The organism is Ciceribacter azotifigens, from assembly GCF_048159625.1.
In the GTDB taxonomy this organism is placed as follows: domain Bacteria; phylum Pseudomonadota; class Alphaproteobacteria; order Rhizobiales; family Rhizobiaceae; genus Allorhizobium; species Allorhizobium azotifigens.
Map to the genome: position 1 here is coordinate 375,014 of NZ_JBLQTA010000003.1, position 15,749 is coordinate 390,762.

Genomic DNA, 15,749 nt, shown 5'->3' on the forward strand with positions numbered 1-15,749 from the left:
GTGATCCGGCAGCCTCGTCACCCGACAAGGTTTCGGCTATCGTCCGCCCGATTCAAACGACAGGACAGGATGATGAGCGACATTTCCGCCGTACTCGACTGCGCCGACAAGGCGCTTCCCCAGAGCCTCGACAGGCTTTTCGATCTCGTCAGAATCAAATCGATTTCGACCGACCCTGCCTACAAGGCGGATTGCCGCAAGGCGGCGGAATGGCTGGTGCGCGAACTGACGGCGCTCGGCTTCGACGCCTCGGTCCGGGACACGCCCGGCCATCCGATGGTGGTGGCGCATCACGCGGCGGGGTCACCGGATGCGCCGCACGCCCTGTTCTACGGACATTACGACGTCCAGCCCGTCGACCCGCTCGACCTTTGGGAAAACGATCCTTTCGAACCGGCGATCAAGGAGATCGAAGCCGGCCGCAAGGTGATCACCGGTCGCGGCACCTCGGACGACAAGGGGCAGTTGCTGACCTTTGTGGAGGCATGCCGAGCCTATAAGGAGATCAACGGGACGCTCCCGGTCCGCATCACCATTCTTTTCGAAGGCGAAGAGGAATCGGGATCTCCGTCGCTCAAGCCGTTCCTCGCCGCGAATGCCGACGAACTGAAGGCCGACTTCGCGCTCGTCTGCGACACCAGTATGTGGGACGGTGAAACGCCGGCGATTGCCGCGGCGCTTCGCGGGCTAGTCGGAGAGGAGATCGTCATTTCCGCCGCCGACCGCGACCTTCATTCCGGCCTCTTTGGGGGTGCCGCGGCAAACCCCATTCACATTCTCGTCGACGTGCTTGCGGGTCTGCATGACGAAACGGGCCGGGTGACGTTGCCCGGGTTCTACGACGGCGTCGAAGAAACGCCCGCCAACATCAAGGCCTCGTGGGAAACCCTCGGACGCACGGCCGAAAACTTCCTCCGCCAGGTCGGGCTTTCGGTACCGGCAGGCGAGAAAGGGCGTTCGGTGCTGGAGCTGACCTGGGCGCGTCCGACCGCCGAGGTCAACGGAATCACCGGTGGTTATACCGGTGAAGGCTTCAAAACGGTGATCGCTGCGAAAGCATCGGCCAAGGTCTCCTTCCGACTCGTTGGAGACCAGGACCCGGCGAAGATCCGCGAAAGCTTCCGTGCCTATGTGCGCTCGAAGATTCCGGCGGACTGCTCGGTCGAATTCCATGAGCATGGCGGTTCGCCGGCCATCCAGCTGTCGTATGATTCGCCGGTGCTGACGAAGGCAAAGAATGCGCTTTCGGAAGAATGGCCGAAGCCGGCCGTGGTCATCGGCATGGGCGGCTCGATCCCGATCGTCGGCGATTTCCAGAAGATGCTCGGGATGGATTCGCTGCTGGTCGGCTATGGGCTGACCGACGACCGCATCCACTCGCCCAACGAGAAATACGACCTCAAGTCCTTCCACAAGGGCATCCGGTCGTGGATCCGCATTCTAGACGCGCTCGCGAAGGGTACCAGGTAGCCGAAAAAAGCAAAAGGCCGGGGATGACCCGACCTTTCCTTCCATTTCACGGTCCTGCCAGTACATCCGTGGTCAGGATCAGAAATGGGTGATGCCTCGCTTCTCGGCGCATTCGTCTTGCGCCGACCGGCTTCATGACGTCGATGCTGCCGCCTCAAGGTTAACATGGAGTTAACGTTGGCGACCGCGAATGCTCGGCAGCATCTACGTCTTATTCCTGTCACGCCGATTGTTCTGGAAACTGCAATGAGCCTTCAATCCGTCAAAGACTTCTTCAGCCGCCACGCCCCCGAGATCGCCGTCATCGAAACGGAAGCAAGCTCGGCGACTGTTGCGCTCGCCGCCGAGGCGCACGGGGTGGAACCCGACCAGATCGCCAAGACGATCTGCCTGCGGATCGGTACCGAACCCGTGCTCGTGGTCGCTGCAGGTACGAGGCGGCTGGACAATCGCAAGTTCAAGGACCGGTTCGGTGTCAAGCCGCGGATGCTCGATGCCGAGGAGGTCCTGGTGACCACCTCCCATCCGGTCGGCGGGGTCTGTCCCTTCGGCTTGCCCTCGCCGATCAAGATTTTTTGCGACGTTTCGCTTCAGGCCTTCGATGAAGTCGTCCCCGCAGCGGGTGCGACCAACGCGGCCGTGCGGATCGCCCCACAGCGGCTGATTGCGCTGACGGGAGCGGAATGGGCCGATCTCTGCCAGTAAGCGTCGCGTCCTCCGGGAGCAACTAGCCCTTTGAAAGACATAGTGATTCGTGTCGTAACCCTTTAACTTCCTCTTAAATCGCCGCATTTATGGTTCAAGGCGACTGCGGTTGCAGAAGGCGCCGATTTCACTTCAGCTTGGTCGCTACGACGGCCGGGCGTACGGCGGCGCCAACATCGGGAGCACCACCAGCAGCAAATGGCAGGACGAGGCAGAGCGAACGAGCGCGTTGAGCCGACCTTTGAGGAAAGGCGCGGCGGCGATGACTTTCGCCTGTCCGCCGGCGATCGTATCACACGCGGATCCTCTCCCGGGAAGGGCGAAAGCAAGCCGAAATCTCGCAGGCCGACCCGGTCTCGTCAGAGGCGCCGAAGCCAAGGGGGGCTGAGCGGCCTTCTGCGCAGGATAGTTTACTGGTCGATCGTGCTCGGACTATGGGGCGGCATCGGCTTGGCCGGGATTATCGCCTATTACGGTGCACGGATGCCGAGCGCGAGCACATGGTCGATTCCGGAGCGGCCCCCGAACATCAAGATCGTCTCCGTCGAAGGTGAGGTGATTGCCAACCGCGGGATGACCGGCGGCGAGGCGCTCGCGCTCGAGGATATGTCTGCCTACATTCCGCAGGCCGTGATCGCGATCGAAGACCGCCGCTTCTACTCCCATTTCGGCGTGGACCCCTTCGGGCTCGTCCGGGCGATCATCAACAACGCTCTGCCCGGTCGCGGGACACAGGGTGGGTCCACGCTGACGCAGCAGCTTGCCAAGAACCTTTTCCTCTCGCCGGAACGGACGATCGAGCGGAAGGTGCAGGAAGTGCTGCTCGCCTTCTGGCTCGAGCACACGTACACCAAGGACCAGATCCTCGCGATGTACCTGAACCGCGTCTACTTCGGTTCCAATGCCTACGGCGTCGAGGCCGCGTCGCGGCGCTATTTCAACAAGTCGGCACGCGACGTGAACCTTGGCGAGGCTGCGCTGCTGGCAGGATTGCTGAAGGCTCCGTCCCGGCTGTCGCCCGCGCGCGACCCAGAAGCCGCAGAGGCTCGTGCCCAGGTCGTTCTCGGCGCAATGCGCGAGGCCGGTTTCATCAACGACGACGAGATCAAGACGGCCATGTCGCAGCCACCTACCCGCGCGAAGCGTTACTGGTCCGGTGCCGGTCAGTACGTGGCCGACATGGTGATGGACGACGTGCGCACGCTGGTCGGAACGGTAGAGGACGATCTGGTGGTCGAGACGACGATCGACATGTCGCTCGAGAAGAAGGCGGAAGCGGCGCTCGTCGACACGCTCGCTCGAGACGGCGAAAAGTCGAAGGCTTCCCAGGCGGCCCTGGTTTCGATCGACGGCACCGGAGCGATCCGCGCACTCGTCGGTGGCAGGGACTACGCCGAGAGCCAGTTCAACCGCGCCGTCAAGGCAAAGCGTCAGCCGGGGTCCGCTTTCAAGCCGTTCGTCTATGTCTCCGCACTTGAAATCGGACTGCGGCCGGAGTCTGTCCGTAACGACGCACCGATCCGGATCGGCAAATGGACACCGGAAAACTATGACGAAAAGCATCGCGGCCCCGTCACCTTGACGAGCGCGCTCGCCAACTCCCTGAATACCATCGCCGCCGAACTCGTCATGGAGGTGGGTCCCGAACATGTGGTCAAGGTCGCTCACCGCCTCGGCATCGAATCCGAGTTGCAGGCGAACGCATCGATCGCGCTCGGGACCTCGGAGGTGTCGTTGCTCGAACTTACGTCAGCCTATGCCCCCTTCATGAACGGTGGCTACAAGGCAACCCCGCACGTCGTTCGCCGCATCACGAAACCCGACGGCAAGGTCCTCTATGAAAATGACTATGCCAATCCTCCACAGGTTCTGAGCGAGCAGATCGTCGCTGCAATGAACATGATGCTGACGCATGTCATCGAGGAAGGCACGGGCAAGAACGCACGCCTGAAAGGCTGGCCGGCCGCCGGCAAGACCGGAACGACGCAATCGTTCCGAGATGCGCTTTTTGTCGGCTACACGAGCAACCTGACAACGGGCGTCTGGTTTGGCAACGACGACGGCACGTCGATGAAGAAGGTGACCGGTGGCGGTCTGCCGGCGAAAGCATGGCACGAATTCATGACGGCCGCTCATTCGGGCCTGACGCCGATGCCCCTCGGCGGCGCACCCTACGATCCGCAAGACATGCAACAGCAGCCGGAACGGCTTTCCATCGGCTCGATCATTTCGGAAGTCTTCTCACCCGCCGAGGAACGCTATCCCGCAGTCCCCGTCTCGCCTGCCTCGGCGGATGGCGATGCCCCGGGGATACCACAGGCGCCGATTCCACCCGGCGAAGTAGGCAGCGGGGAGGCAACGCCGCCGCAGGCCGCCCGACGAACGACGCTTCTCGACATCATCATGGGACAGTAATCGGCAAGCCGCATCCCGACCCTCGGCGGCTGACATCCGCCATGTCGAAGGCCGGCGAAAGCACCCTGCCCGGTGACGCCCAATCTCTTCTTTTTACTGGATTACAGCGGATTTGGAGCCTTGCAGTCCGAAAAACCGCTTCTTATATACGCGACATAACCGCAGACGAGACTGCGATTTTAGGACCATCCACGTCGAGGGGCTGTCAGGGGAATGCCTGTTCGGGGTTCCGACAGCTTGCTTCAAGGAGAGAATGACATGGCAAAAGTAATCGGTATCGACCTTGGAACGACCAATTCCTGCGTCGCCGTGATGGACGGCAAGGACGCCAAAGTTATCGAGAATTCCGAAGGCGCGCGCACCACGCCGTCGATGGTGGCATTTACCGATGATGGCGAGCGTCTGGTAGGTCAGCCGGCAAAGCGCCAGGCCGTGACCAATCCGACCAACACGCTTTTTGCAGTGAAGCGCCTGATCGGCCGCCGCTACGAGGATCCGACCGTCGAGAAGGACAAGGGTCTCGTCCCGTTCCATATCGTCAAGGGCGATAACGGCGACGCGTGGGTCGAGGCGAACGGCAAGGGTTATTCCCCGTCTCAGATCTCTGCCATGGTCCTTCAGAAGATGAAGGAAACCGCCGAATCCTATCTCGGCGAGAAGGTCGAAAAGGCCGTCATCACCGTTCCCGCCTACTTCAACGACGCCCAGCGCCAGGCGACCAAGGATGCCGGCCGAATCGCGGGTCTCGAAGTCCTGCGCATCATCAACGAGCCGACCGCAGCTGCATTGGCCTATGGCCTCGACAAGAGGGAAGGCAAGACGATTGCCGTCTACGACCTTGGCGGCGGTACCTTCGATATTTCGATCCTGGAAATCGGCGACGGCGTCTTCGAAGTGAAGTCGACCAACGGCGACACCTTCCTCGGCGGTGAAGACTTTGACATGCGTCTGGTCGAGTATCTCGCCAACGAGTTCAAGAAGGACAACGGCATCGACCTGAAGAACGACAAGCTTGCCCTGCAGCGTCTGAAGGAAGCTGCCGAAAAGGCGAAGATCGAGCTTTCCTCGGCGCAGCAGACCGAAATCAACCTGCCGTTCATCACGGCGGACGCGTCCGGTCCGAAGCACCTGACGATGAAGCTCACGCGCGCCAAGTTCGAAAGCCTGGTCGACGATCTCGTCCAGCGCACCGTCGCGCCGTGCAAGGCGGCATTGAAGGACGCCGGCGTTTCCGCCAGCGAAATCGACGAAGTGGTTCTGGTCGGCGGCATGAGCCGTATGCCGAAGGTTCAGGAAACCGTAAAGCAGCTGTTCGGCAAGGAGCCGCACAAGGGTGTGAACCCGGATGAAGTGGTCGCCATGGGTGCCGCCATCCAGGCCGGCGTGCTGCAGGGTGACGTCAAGGACGTGCTGCTGCTCGACGTGACCCCGCTGTCGCTCGGCATCGAAACGCTCGGCGGCGTCTTCACCCGTCTGATCGACCGCAACACGACGATCCCGACCAAGAAGAGCCAGGTCTTCTCGACGGCTGAAGACAATCAGCAGGCAGTTACCATCCGCGTTTCGCAGGGCGAGCGCGAAATGGCGGCGGACAACAAGCTGCTCGGCCAGTTCGACCTCGTCGGCCTGCCTCCGGCACCGCGCGGCGTTCCGCAGATCGAGGTGACCTTCGACATCGACGCCAACGGCATCGTGCAGGTTTCTGCAAAGGACAAGGGTACCGGCAAGGAACAGCAGATCCGTATCCAGGCTTCGGGTGGTCTTTCCGATACCGACATCGAGAAGATGGTCAAGGATGCCGAGGCTCATGCCGAAGAAGACAAGAAGCGTCGTGCAGCTGTCGAAGCCAAGAACCATGCCGAGAGCCTGATCCACTCCACGGAGAAGTCGCTTAAGGAATATGGTGACAAGGTCTCGGAGAGTGATCGCAAGGCCATCGAGGATGCCGTCGCCGCCCTCAAGACCTCCGTCGAGGCGTCCGAGCCGAACGCCGACGACATCCAGGCCAAGACCCAGTCGCTCATGGAGGTTTCCATGAAGCTCGGTCAGGCGATCTACGAAGCCCAGCAGGCGGAAGCCGGCGAGGGTGGAGCATCGGCCAAGGGCGACGATGATGTCGTCGATGCCGACTATGAAGAAGTCAAGGACGAAGACGCGAAGAAGTCCGCCTGATGCGCGGGCCGAAAAAGCGTCGGACACTCCAGAGGCTGGCCTTCGGGCCAGCCGCATTTTCGTTGATCCTCTGCGCGACGGCCCCAACCGCAAGCGCCGAAACCGCCACCCGCCCGGAGGACGTCTTCCGCAAGGTGAGTTCCGCGGAAGCCGGCGTCTTGCGCGCGCTCGGCCGGCGCGACAGCAATGCGCTGGCGCAAACCGCCGGTGAACTGGGCCAGCTTATCGAAGCGGCCCTGCAACGCCGTGAGCAAGGGCAGGAGACGACCGCCTGCGACATGGCTGCGCACTCGCTGGCGTTTGCGGCCGTCTCGGCCGCCGAGGGCCTCGCCAACCAGGGGGAAGGCCGACGTATTCTTTTGCAGGATGCCGTGTCCGCGGCGGCGGATTTCCGTCAGGATATGCGGACCTGCGAGAAGCTGATACGAAGGAATACCGGCAGCCACACGAGTGTGGAGAAGGCTTTGAGAGCTTTGTAAGACCATGGCAAAAGCAGATTACTACGAAACCCTCGGGGTCAGCCGCACCGCAGATGAGAAGGAACTGAAGAGTGCCTTTCGCAAGCTGGCGATGAAGTATCATCCGGACAAGAATCCGGACGACCAGGATGCCGAGCGGAAGTTCAAGGAGATCAACGAAGCCTACGAGACGCTGAAGGACCCGCAAAAGCGCGCGGCCTATGATCGCTTCGGCCACGCCGCCTTCGAGCAGGGCGGCATGGGTGGCGGCGGATTCCAGGGCGGCGGCTTTGCCGGCGGCGGCTTCTCCGACATTTTCGAAGACATCTTCGGAGAGATGATGGGCGGGGGCCGTGGCGGACGAGCCCGCTCCAGTGGCGGCCGCGAACGCGGTGCAGATCTGCGCTACAACATGGAAATCACGCTTGAGGAGGCCTTCACCGGCAAAACGGCGCAGATCCGCGTGCCGACCTCGATCACTTGCGACGTCTGCACGGGAACCGGGGCCAAACCGGGAACGAAGCCGGCGACCTGCGCGACGTGTCAGGGCAGCGGCCGGATCCGGGCCGCCCAGGGCTTCTTCTCCATCGAACGAACCTGCCCGACCTGTCATGGTCGCGGTCAGACGATTTCCGACCCCTGCACAAAATGTCACGGACAAGGCCGGGTCACGGAAGAGCGTTCGCTCTCCGTCAACATTCCTGCGGGCATCGAAGACGGAACGCGTATTCGCCTGCAAGGTGAGGGCGAAGCGGGACTGCGTGGCGGCCCTGCGGGAGACCTCTACATTTTCCTCTCGGTCAAGCCGCACGAATTCTTCCAGCGCGACGGTGCCGATCTCTACTGCTCGGTTCCAATCTCAATGACTACCGCTGCACTCGGCGGCACGTTCGACGTGGTGACACTCGACGGAACGAAATCGCGCGTGACGGTTCCAGAAGGCACGCAGGCCGGCAAGCAGTTCCGTCTGAAGGCGAAAGGAATGCCGGTGCTGAGATCATCCCAGACCGGTGATCTCTACATCCAGATCCAGATCGAGACGCCGCAAAAGCTCACCAAGCGCCAGCGCGAGCTGTTGCAGGAGTTTGAGCAAATCTCGTCGAAGGAGAACAATCCGCAGTCCAGCGGTTTCTTTGCGCGGATGAAGGACTTCTTCGATACGCTCAGCGACTGAGCACGAAAGGTATGCAGACATTGGAAAGGCCGGGGGATGCGTCTCCCGGCCTTTTCATTCGCGAAGTAGGCCGGTCATCTAGGGACGTGGCGATCGGACGACAAACCACCCCAGATGCCGATGGATCGCGGGCGCGATACCATAGATGATCGAGAAGACCATCACCGGGGCAATCACCAGAGTACGTTGCCAGAGAGGCCAGCTCTCCGTCAGTGGCAACACGATGTAGAGCAAGGCCGTTACGAACGGATAGACGGCAGCCAACATGACCATTGCGAGGCGGAACTTCGAGGGAACCGGCATCCTGCCGGCCCGGACGGAATCGATATGCGCCATGGGAGAACTCCATATGAACGGAACGTTTCGTTCTATATAGAAACGGGCCGTTTCGTTCAAGTACCTTTTTGTGCTATCGTCGGGCATGGAAATGGCGACAGCGATGAACGACGATCAAGATCTCAGCCAACGCCGCACCTCAATCGGCGCACAACGCAACCCGGCGAGCCAGGAGGCAATCCTCCAGGCCGCAACAGAGATACTCGCGGAACACGGACCAGGCTCATTCTCCATCGAGGCGGTCGCCAAGCGCGCAAAGGCGGGCAAGCCGACGATCTATCGGTGGTGGCCGAACAAGGCGGCACTTCTCCTCGACGCCTATCACCGCCAGAAGAGTCCCCACCTGCACACTGATACGGGTGACCTGCAACGCGACCTCACCCGATTCCTGACAGAACTGCTGGCTTTCTGGCGCCGGGGCGGAAGTGGTGCCATTTTCCGTTCCGTGATCGCCGAAGCACAGACCGACCAGGCCGCGTGCGAGGCCCTGGCGGCCTACCTCGCGGAGCGCCGTAAGCATCTGGGAGCGCAAATCCGGGCGGCTCAGGCGCGCGAAAATATCAGAGCAGAGGTGAACCCGGAAGTGGCGGCGGAGATGCTCTCGGGCTTTGCCTGGACAAGGCTGCTGACCAACCACCTCGAGATTCGCGAGGATGAGGCGGCAGAGGTCGTGAAGACGATTCTGGACGGTATCCGGGGTCGGGGATAACCTGTCCGCGATCAGTAATGCGGTGGCTTGGTGATCGCCGGCGCGTCGAGCGATTGTTCTTCCAGCGCCAGAAAACGCTCGGTCAGCCTGTCGAGCTTGGCACGGGTCTGCTCCACGACCTTCCACTGGCTGGCAAGCTGCTCGGAAAGCTCCTCGATCACCCGTCCCTGATGGGCAAGCATTTCCTCGAGGCGAGTAACGCGGTTTTCTTCCTCAGACATAGCACTCTCCACCTCGGACTGGTCTCGTGCGTTCATGCGGAAAATCGGGGCCGCGAGTCAATTCCTCCGGCTCGAACTAACGCTGTTTCTTCTTCTTGTAAGGCATCAGCATGATCGCGGACGCGGTCACGGCTGCGGCGAAGGTCAACGCCAAAGGCGCGCCGATGAGAACTGCCGGCAGAATCGGATTTTGCGCATGAACGATCCGTGTACCGAGCCCACCGATATCGAGCCATACCAGAAGAGCGGTGACGCCGACCCCCAGAAGGGCGCCGAAGGCGGCATTGAATGCGAGGAAGCGCAGCATTTCCCAGTGATCCTGGCGCGCCTCCTCGGGTGTCAGTTCGTCACGATCCGGCATCATCGGCTACGCTTCCACGTCTTCAGGCTGCATATTCATCTTCGTTTCATAATATACTGGACGAGACGTGGGCCGCTACCGGCAGATCGTCGCGCCGTCTCCCCGCTTGTGCAGGGCAGAAAATCAACGCGCGTCCTTGCCTTCACCGGGCATTCGGCCTAGGTCGAGGAGAACACTGAATCCGGTCACGATGACGCATCGAGTCTTTCTCCGAGAGCTGAAGCTTACCGACTTCCGCAACTATGGGCGGGCGTCGCTGACACTCGATAGCCGCCACGTCGTCCTCACCGGCGAGAACGGCGCCGGAAAAACCAATCTCATGGAAGCGGTCTCCTTTCTGTCTCCCGGCAGGGGGCTTCGTCGCGCTGCCTTGGCAGATGTCGCGCGCGTTGGTGCCGCCGGCGGCTTTACCGTCTTCGCCGACATCGAGGGAATGGAGGGCGATGTCGAGATCGGTACAGGAACGGACGGTGGGGACGAAGGCCTGGTGCGGCGCTTGCGCATCAACGGCACATCCGCGAAATCCGTCGATGAACTCACCGATCATCTCCGCGTGCTCTGGCTGACACCCGCGATGGACGGCCTCTTCACGGGGCCGTCGGCCGATCGCCGGCGCTTTCTCGACCGCCTGGTCCTGTCGCTCGATCCCGCCCACGGCCGACGCGCGAGTGACTTCGAGCGGGCGATGCGCGGGCGCAACCGACTTCTCGCCGAGGGTCGCTTCGATCCTGCCTGGCTCGGTGGTGTCGAGCAGCAAATGGCGTCCCTCGGAGTGGCCATGGCGCTCGCGCGCCAGGAGATGCTGGGTTTGCTCACCGCCCTCGTTGACGCCCAGGATCTCTCCTCGCCCTTTCCTTCCGCCAGCCTCGCGCTCTCCGGCTTCCTGGACGGCGAACTTGTCGCTCCGGCGATCGATCTCGAAGACCGCTATGCCGCAATGCTGGAGGAGGGGCGCTACCGCGACGCGGCGGCCGGACGAACGCTCGAAGGTCCTCACCGCAGTGATCTTCTCGTGCGCCACCGTGAGAAGGACATGGAGGCCGAGCGCTGCTCGACGGGAGAACAGAAGGCGCTACTGGTCGGCCTGGTGCTGGCCCACGCACTGCTCGTGGCCAATATGACCGGCCATGCACCGGTCCTCCTCCTCGACGAGATCGCCGCCCATCTCGATGAGGGCCGACGCGCCGCGCTTTTCGACCGTATCGACGCGCTCGGTGGTCAGGCATTCATGACGGGAACGGACAAGTCGATGTTTTCCGCACTCGGTGATCGGGCCCGGTTCGTCACCGTCAGCGACGGCCATCTCAGCGGCTGATGCAGACACTTTCTCCGTCACGTAAAGCGTGCCATCATCCCCCCATGGAAGAACTGAGTTCCGAAGAGATATCCCGCTACAAGCGCCACATCCTGCTCTCCGAAGTGGGCGGAGCTGGGCAGCAGAAGCTCAAAAGGGCACGCGTGATGGTGATCGGTGCCGGTGGACTCGGCTCACCCGTTCTCCAGTATCTGGCGGCAGCCGGTGTCGGCACGATCGGCATTGTCGACGACGACCGCGTCTCGCTCTCCAACCTGCAACGGCAGGTGATCCACGACAGCGGCACCCTCGGCGAGATGAAGACCCGGAGCGCCGCAGATGCAATTGCCCGGCTCAATCCACACGTGACGGTCCTTTCCTACGAGGAGCGATTTTCGGCTGAAATGGCGGAGTATCACCTTGGGCGCTTCGACCTCCTGATCGACGGCTCCGACAATTTCGACACACGCTATGCGGCCGCCGACGCAGCCGAGCGCGCGCGTGTGCCGCTCATTACCGGAGCTGTCGGGCGCTTCGACGGATCTCTGACAGTCCTGAAACCCTACGAAACCGACCCTAACGGTCGCGCCAATCCAACCTACCGCGATCTATTCCCCTCCGCGCCGCCGCCGGGCCTTATCCCTTCGTGCGCGGAGGCCGGAATCATAGGCGCTCTCACCGGCGTCGTCGGCACGCTCATGTCGATGGAAGCAATCAAGCTCATCACCGGAATCGGCGAACCGCTCGTCGGCCGGCTCCTGCTGTACGATGCTCTTGCCGGGCGCTTTGACACGGTTCGCTACAGGCGGCGCGCGCCATCGGGTGGCTGATCCTGTTCGCAGAGGGGCGGCAATGGCAATCAAAATCGCGCGCGTTGATGACAGCTTCGAACGGTATGACGAACTGCTGAAGGTCATCCTCTCGGCCTTTGCCTACATGGAAGGCGTTATTGACCCGCCTTCCTCCGCGACACGCCTGACGCCGCAGATTCTGCAGGAAAAGAGCGGGAGCGAAATGGCCTATGTGGCGTTCGAGGACAAGCGTATCGTCGGCTGCATCTTCTTACGGGCGGAGCCGCCGGAGACGCTCTATGTCGGGAAACTCGCCGTCCTGCCCTCCATGCAGGGTAGGGGTGTTGGAGCTAACCTTCTGCGCCTGGCGGAGGAGGTCGCACGTGCGGAAGGTCTGCACACCCTGCGGCTGGAGGTACGGGTCGAACTCACCCGAAACCAGAGCTATTTTGCAGCGTCCGGTTTTGTGAAAACTGCCGAGAACCGACATCCGGGCTTCGATCGAACGACCTCTTTCGAGATGCGCAAGATGCTCTCGTAACTCTACGCGCGACCTGGCAGCACCCGGTTCGGTGGGCGGTGTCCGTCGAAGAAGGTGCGAATGTTGATGATGACCTTGTCGCCCATGTCGATGCGGCCCTCTATCGTCGCGGAGCCCGTATGCGGGAGAAGCACGACCTTGCCTTCGGATGCGAGCTTCACCAGCTTTGGATTTATCGCCGGTTCGTTCTCGAAAACGTCGAGCCCTGCGCCAGCGATCTTGCCCTCGCGCAGGCACTGGATCAGCGCCGACTCGTCTATGATGTCCCCGCGAGCGGTGTTGACGATGTAGCTGGTCGGCTGCATCAACGCGAGCCGGCGCGCAGACAGGAGATGGAAGGTCGCAGGCGTCGAGGGGCAATTGACCGAAACTATATCCACCCGGGCGAGCATCTGGTCGAGACTGTCCCAATAGGTCGCCTCAAGAGCCTCCTCGGTCGCCGGGTTTACGCGCTTGCGGTTATGATAATGGATCGACAGGCCGAAGGCCTTGGCGCGCCGGGCGACAGCGGTGCCGATACGCCCCATGCCAATGATGCCGATCCGCTTGCCCCATATCCGGCGTCCGAGCATCCAGGTCGGCGACCATCCCGCCCACTCCCCGGGATTCTCGATCAGGATACGCGCGCCTTCGACGAGCCTGCGCGGCACGGCCAGAATGAGGGCCATGGTCATGTCGGCGGTGTCTTCGGTCAGCACGTTCGGTGTATTGGTGACCGTGATGCCCCTTCGGGCCGCGGCATCGACGTCGATATGGTCGGTACCGTTCGAGAAACTTGCAATCAGCTTCATCTGAGGGCCGGCCTGCTCGATGAGGGCGGCATCGATCCGATCGGTGACAGTCGGCACGAGGACATCGGCCGTCTGCATCGCGGCCACCAGCTCGGGCTGGGTGCGGGGCCTGTCGTCTATATTGAGCTCGGCATCGAAGAGTTCACGCATCCGGGTTTCCACGGCGTCCGGCAGTTTCCGGGTTATGTAGACCTTCGGTTTTTTCTTATTCGTCATGGGAACGTTCGATACCTTGTTCAGAGGTCATTAACCAAGTGCGATGATAATCCCACCATTCAGGGCAATTTCTACCAAACCCGCCAGCGAAGACAAACAAAACTCGCAACGGCGGACACGGGTTTTCGTCGCAGAGCCGCCGCAGCGGCGCAAGCCCGCCGGAGAAATCCTGACCTCTTTGGATTATGGAACGATCATGCGTGAACTTGTGCTTCGAATCGGTCTCGCGACAAGTCTCGTCCTCGCGGCAACCTTCGGGGCGCCCGCCGCCGCCGGAGCCCAAGTATCGAAAGGCTTGAGCGGACTCCCCCTACCACGTTTCGTCAGCCTCAAGGCCAAGCGCGTCAATTTGCGTATCGGACCGAGCACCGACTACGCCGTCTCCTGGCTGTATCTCAAGTCCGGGCTACCCGTCGAAATCATCCAGGAATACGACAACTGGCGGCGCATACGCGATGCCGACGGTACCGAGGGCTGGGTGAACCAGTCGTTGCTTTCGGGTGAGCGAACGGCAATTGCCGCACCATGGATGCGTGGCGACAACGTCTATGTAAACCTGCGGCGCGATTCGCTGCCGACCGCAGCCGTCGTCGCAAAACTGGAACCAGGCGTCGTTCTGACGCTGGACGAGTGCAATGGCAACTGGTGCCATGCCGAGGCAAACGGCGTCGAGGGCTGGGTCTCGCAGGGGGAAATCTGGGGCGCCTATCCGGGTGAAGCCTTCAAATGAGCGCGAGTTCCCGGCCGGCCTGCTCAAGCGAAATCAGCGGCCGCGGGCCGATCTGCTGAATGACGACACCGGCGGCAAAGCACCCAAGACGTCCGCAATCGTACAGCGAGCGTCCCTGCGTGTAGCCGTAGAGGAAGCCGGCAGCGAAGAGATCGCCTGCACCGGTGGTGTCAACAAGCTCCTCGATATGCAGCGCGTCGACCCGAATTCTCTCTGCACCCTTCACGATCACGGCACCCTTCTCGCTCATGGTGACCGCCGCCAGCTTGCTGTCCCGGGCCAGCCGATCCAGCGCCAGGTCGAAATCGTCCGTCTCGTACAGCGCGAGTGCCTCCTGCGTGTTCGAAAAGACGACATCGACCGTTCCCGAGCGCATGAGATCGAGAAATTCCGCGCGGTATCGATCAACGCAGAAGCTATCCGAGAGCGTCATCGACATCTCGCGCCCGTTCTCATGAGCGATGCGCGCGCAATCGAGGATGGCCTGCTTCGCACGCGGCGGGTCCCACAGATATCCTTCGAAATAGGTGACCTTCGACGAGGCGACGACGTCTGCCTCGACATCCTCGGGCCCAAACTCGACGCAGGCGCCGAGATGCGTGTTCATCGACCGCTCTCCGTCACTCGTCACGAAGATCATACTGCGCGCCGTCGGCGGATTGCAGCCCTTCGGCCGCGTCTCGTAATGCACACCCTGGGCGCGGATATCGTGGATGAAGATCTTACCGAGCTGGTCGTCTGCCACCTTGCCGAAATAGGCGGCCTTGCCGCCGAGGTTTGCGATGCCCGCGGCTGTATTGCCAGCACTGCCGCCCGAGGCTTCCACCGCCGGTCCCATCAGGGCGTAGAGCTTCTCCGCACGCTCCGCATCGATCAGGTTCATGGCTCCCTTGGTGATCCCGTTTTCCGTCAAGAAGCTGTCGTCACATCTGGAAATAATGTCGACAATGGCGTTGCCCACCGTGAGCACATCGAACTTGATCATGAATTACGGATCCTTCTGAGACATGTCCGTCGGAGGTCATAGCGTTTTTTCCGCCTTTGGGAAGGCTAAACGCCGGTCACCGGCGATTTCACGCAGTCATACGGTCGTTACAAGGGCGGCTCAGTCTCCTTACGCGCCGTGATGCGGCTTCCCAGTCGCCCGGCGCGCCAACGAACGGAGTAATCACCTCCCGACTCCGGATTGCCGCCAGCCACGGATGTACTGGCGGCGTCGCAATTCGGCGGTTGGTGCGGCAATGTCACAAGGCTCACGGATCAGTGTCTGGAAAGGCACCCGCTCCGGGCTTACGACTGGTCGTGGCGGAACTGCAACGTTAGAGTGGAACTTCCTCCGTCCCGCCCTTTCGAGAGCATCTCCCC

General features: G+C 61.7%; 16 protein-coding genes. 11 read left to right on the plus strand and 5 right to left on the minus strand.

The annotated features are described in order from the left end of the window. Positions 1-72 precede the first annotated feature (72 nt). The 6 genes from ACM6UT_RS07000 (at position 73) to dnaJ (ending at position 8,394) form a co-directional block, all read left to right on the plus strand. Positions 73-1,470 carry a dipeptidase gene (locus ACM6UT_RS07000; RefSeq protein ID WP_416796619.1) on the plus strand — a complete coding sequence of 466 codons (1,398 nt, stop codon included), beginning with the start codon at positions 73-75 and terminating at the stop codon, positions 1,468-1,470. A 246-nt stretch (positions 1,471-1,716) separates the two neighbouring features. Continuing rightward, positions 1,717-2,175 carry a YbaK/EbsC family protein gene (locus ACM6UT_RS07005; RefSeq protein WP_416796620.1) on the plus strand — a complete coding sequence of 153 codons (459 nt, stop codon included), beginning with the start codon at positions 1,717-1,719 and terminating at the stop codon, positions 2,173-2,175. A gap of 198 nt (positions 2,176-2,373) precedes the next feature. Continuing rightward, positions 2,374-4,590 (plus strand): transglycosylase domain-containing protein, encoded by a 2,217-nt coding sequence (locus ACM6UT_RS07010; RefSeq protein WP_416796621.1) that lies wholly within the window; start codon positions 2,374-2,376, stop codon positions 4,588-4,590. A gap of 258 nt (positions 4,591-4,848) precedes the next feature. Continuing rightward, the gene (gene dnaK / locus ACM6UT_RS07015) at positions 4,849-6,762 is read left to right on the plus strand and encodes a molecular chaperone DnaK (protein ID WP_416796622.1); all 1,914 of its coding nucleotides are present in this window, start codon (positions 4,849-4,851) and stop codon (positions 6,760-6,762) included. Positions 6,763-6,920: 158 nt separating this feature from the next. Then, the gene (locus ACM6UT_RS07020) at positions 6,921-7,241 is read left to right on the plus strand and encodes a hypothetical protein (protein WP_416796623.1); all 321 of its coding nucleotides are present in this window, start codon (positions 6,921-6,923) and stop codon (positions 7,239-7,241) included. A 4-nt stretch (positions 7,242-7,245) separates the two neighbouring features. Continuing rightward, positions 7,246-8,394: a molecular chaperone DnaJ gene (gene dnaJ / locus ACM6UT_RS07025; RefSeq protein ID WP_416796624.1), complete on the plus strand. Its 1,149-nt coding sequence runs from the start codon at positions 7,246-7,248 to the stop codon at positions 8,392-8,394. 78 nt (positions 8,395-8,472) lie between these two features. On the opposite strand, the gene ACM6UT_RS07030 is transcribed toward dnaJ, so the two are convergent. After that, positions 8,473-8,730, minus strand: a complete 258-nt coding sequence (locus ACM6UT_RS07030; protein ID WP_416796625.1) for a putative antibiotic biosynthesis monooxygenase — start codon at positions 8,728-8,730, stop codon at positions 8,473-8,475. Between the two features lie 103 nt (positions 8,731-8,833). Here ACM6UT_RS07030 and ACM6UT_RS07035 point away from each other — a divergent pair, with 103 nt between their 5' ends. Then, positions 8,834-9,439: a TetR/AcrR family transcriptional regulator gene (locus tag ACM6UT_RS07035; RefSeq protein ID WP_416796626.1), complete on the plus strand. Its 606-nt coding sequence runs from the start codon at positions 8,834-8,836 to the stop codon at positions 9,437-9,439. Between the two features lie 11 nt (positions 9,440-9,450). Here ACM6UT_RS07035 and ACM6UT_RS07040 read toward each other — a convergent pair whose 3' ends face one another. Together ACM6UT_RS07040 and ACM6UT_RS07045 are read right to left on the minus strand one after the other, a co-directional pair. Further along, positions 9,451-9,660, minus strand: coding sequence for a SlyX family protein (locus ACM6UT_RS07040; RefSeq protein WP_416796627.1), 210 nt, complete (start codon positions 9,658-9,660; stop codon positions 9,451-9,453). Positions 9,661-9,736: 76 nt separating this feature from the next. Next, positions 9,737-10,024 (minus strand): hypothetical protein, encoded by a 288-nt coding sequence (locus tag ACM6UT_RS07045; protein WP_416796628.1) that lies wholly within the window; start codon positions 10,022-10,024, stop codon positions 9,737-9,739. 187 nt (positions 10,025-10,211) lie between these two features. Here ACM6UT_RS07045 and recF point away from each other — a divergent pair, with 187 nt between their 5' ends. From recF to ACM6UT_RS07060, 3 genes are read left to right on the plus strand one after another with little or no spacing between them, the layout of a single operon-like run. Beyond that, the gene (gene recF, locus ACM6UT_RS07050; RefSeq protein ID WP_416796629.1) at positions 10,212-11,336 is read left to right on the plus strand and encodes a DNA replication/repair protein RecF; all 1,125 of its coding nucleotides are present in this window, start codon (positions 10,212-10,214) and stop codon (positions 11,334-11,336) included. A gap of 44 nt (positions 11,337-11,380) precedes the next feature. After that, the gene (moeB, locus tag ACM6UT_RS07055) at positions 11,381-12,145 is read left to right on the plus strand and encodes a molybdopterin-synthase adenylyltransferase MoeB (RefSeq protein WP_416796630.1); all 765 of its coding nucleotides are present in this window, start codon (positions 11,381-11,383) and stop codon (positions 12,143-12,145) included. Between the two features lie 22 nt (positions 12,146-12,167). After that, positions 12,168-12,647, plus strand: coding sequence for a GNAT family N-acetyltransferase (locus ACM6UT_RS07060; RefSeq protein WP_416796631.1), 480 nt, complete (start codon positions 12,168-12,170; stop codon positions 12,645-12,647). Positions 12,648-12,649: 2 nt separating this feature from the next. Here ACM6UT_RS07060 and ACM6UT_RS07065 read toward each other — a convergent pair whose 3' ends face one another. Next, on the minus strand, positions 12,650-13,654 hold the full coding sequence (locus ACM6UT_RS07065) for a 2-hydroxyacid dehydrogenase (RefSeq protein ID WP_416796632.1): 1,005 nt from the start codon (positions 13,652-13,654) through the stop codon (positions 12,650-12,652). A 196-nt stretch (positions 13,655-13,850) separates the two neighbouring features. Between ACM6UT_RS07065 and ACM6UT_RS07070 the strand changes: the two genes are divergently transcribed. Beyond that, entirely contained in the window at positions 13,851-14,384 is a 534-nt protein-coding gene (locus ACM6UT_RS07070) for an SH3 domain-containing protein (protein ID WP_129333098.1), read from the plus strand. Here the strand turns inward: ACM6UT_RS07070 and ACM6UT_RS07075 are convergent. Next, positions 14,377-15,369 (minus strand): adenosine kinase, encoded by a 993-nt coding sequence (locus ACM6UT_RS07075; protein WP_416796633.1) that lies wholly within the window; start codon positions 15,367-15,369, stop codon positions 14,377-14,379. The genes ACM6UT_RS07070 and ACM6UT_RS07075 overlap by 8 nt on opposite strands. Between the last annotated feature and the right edge of the window lie 380 nt (positions 15,370-15,749).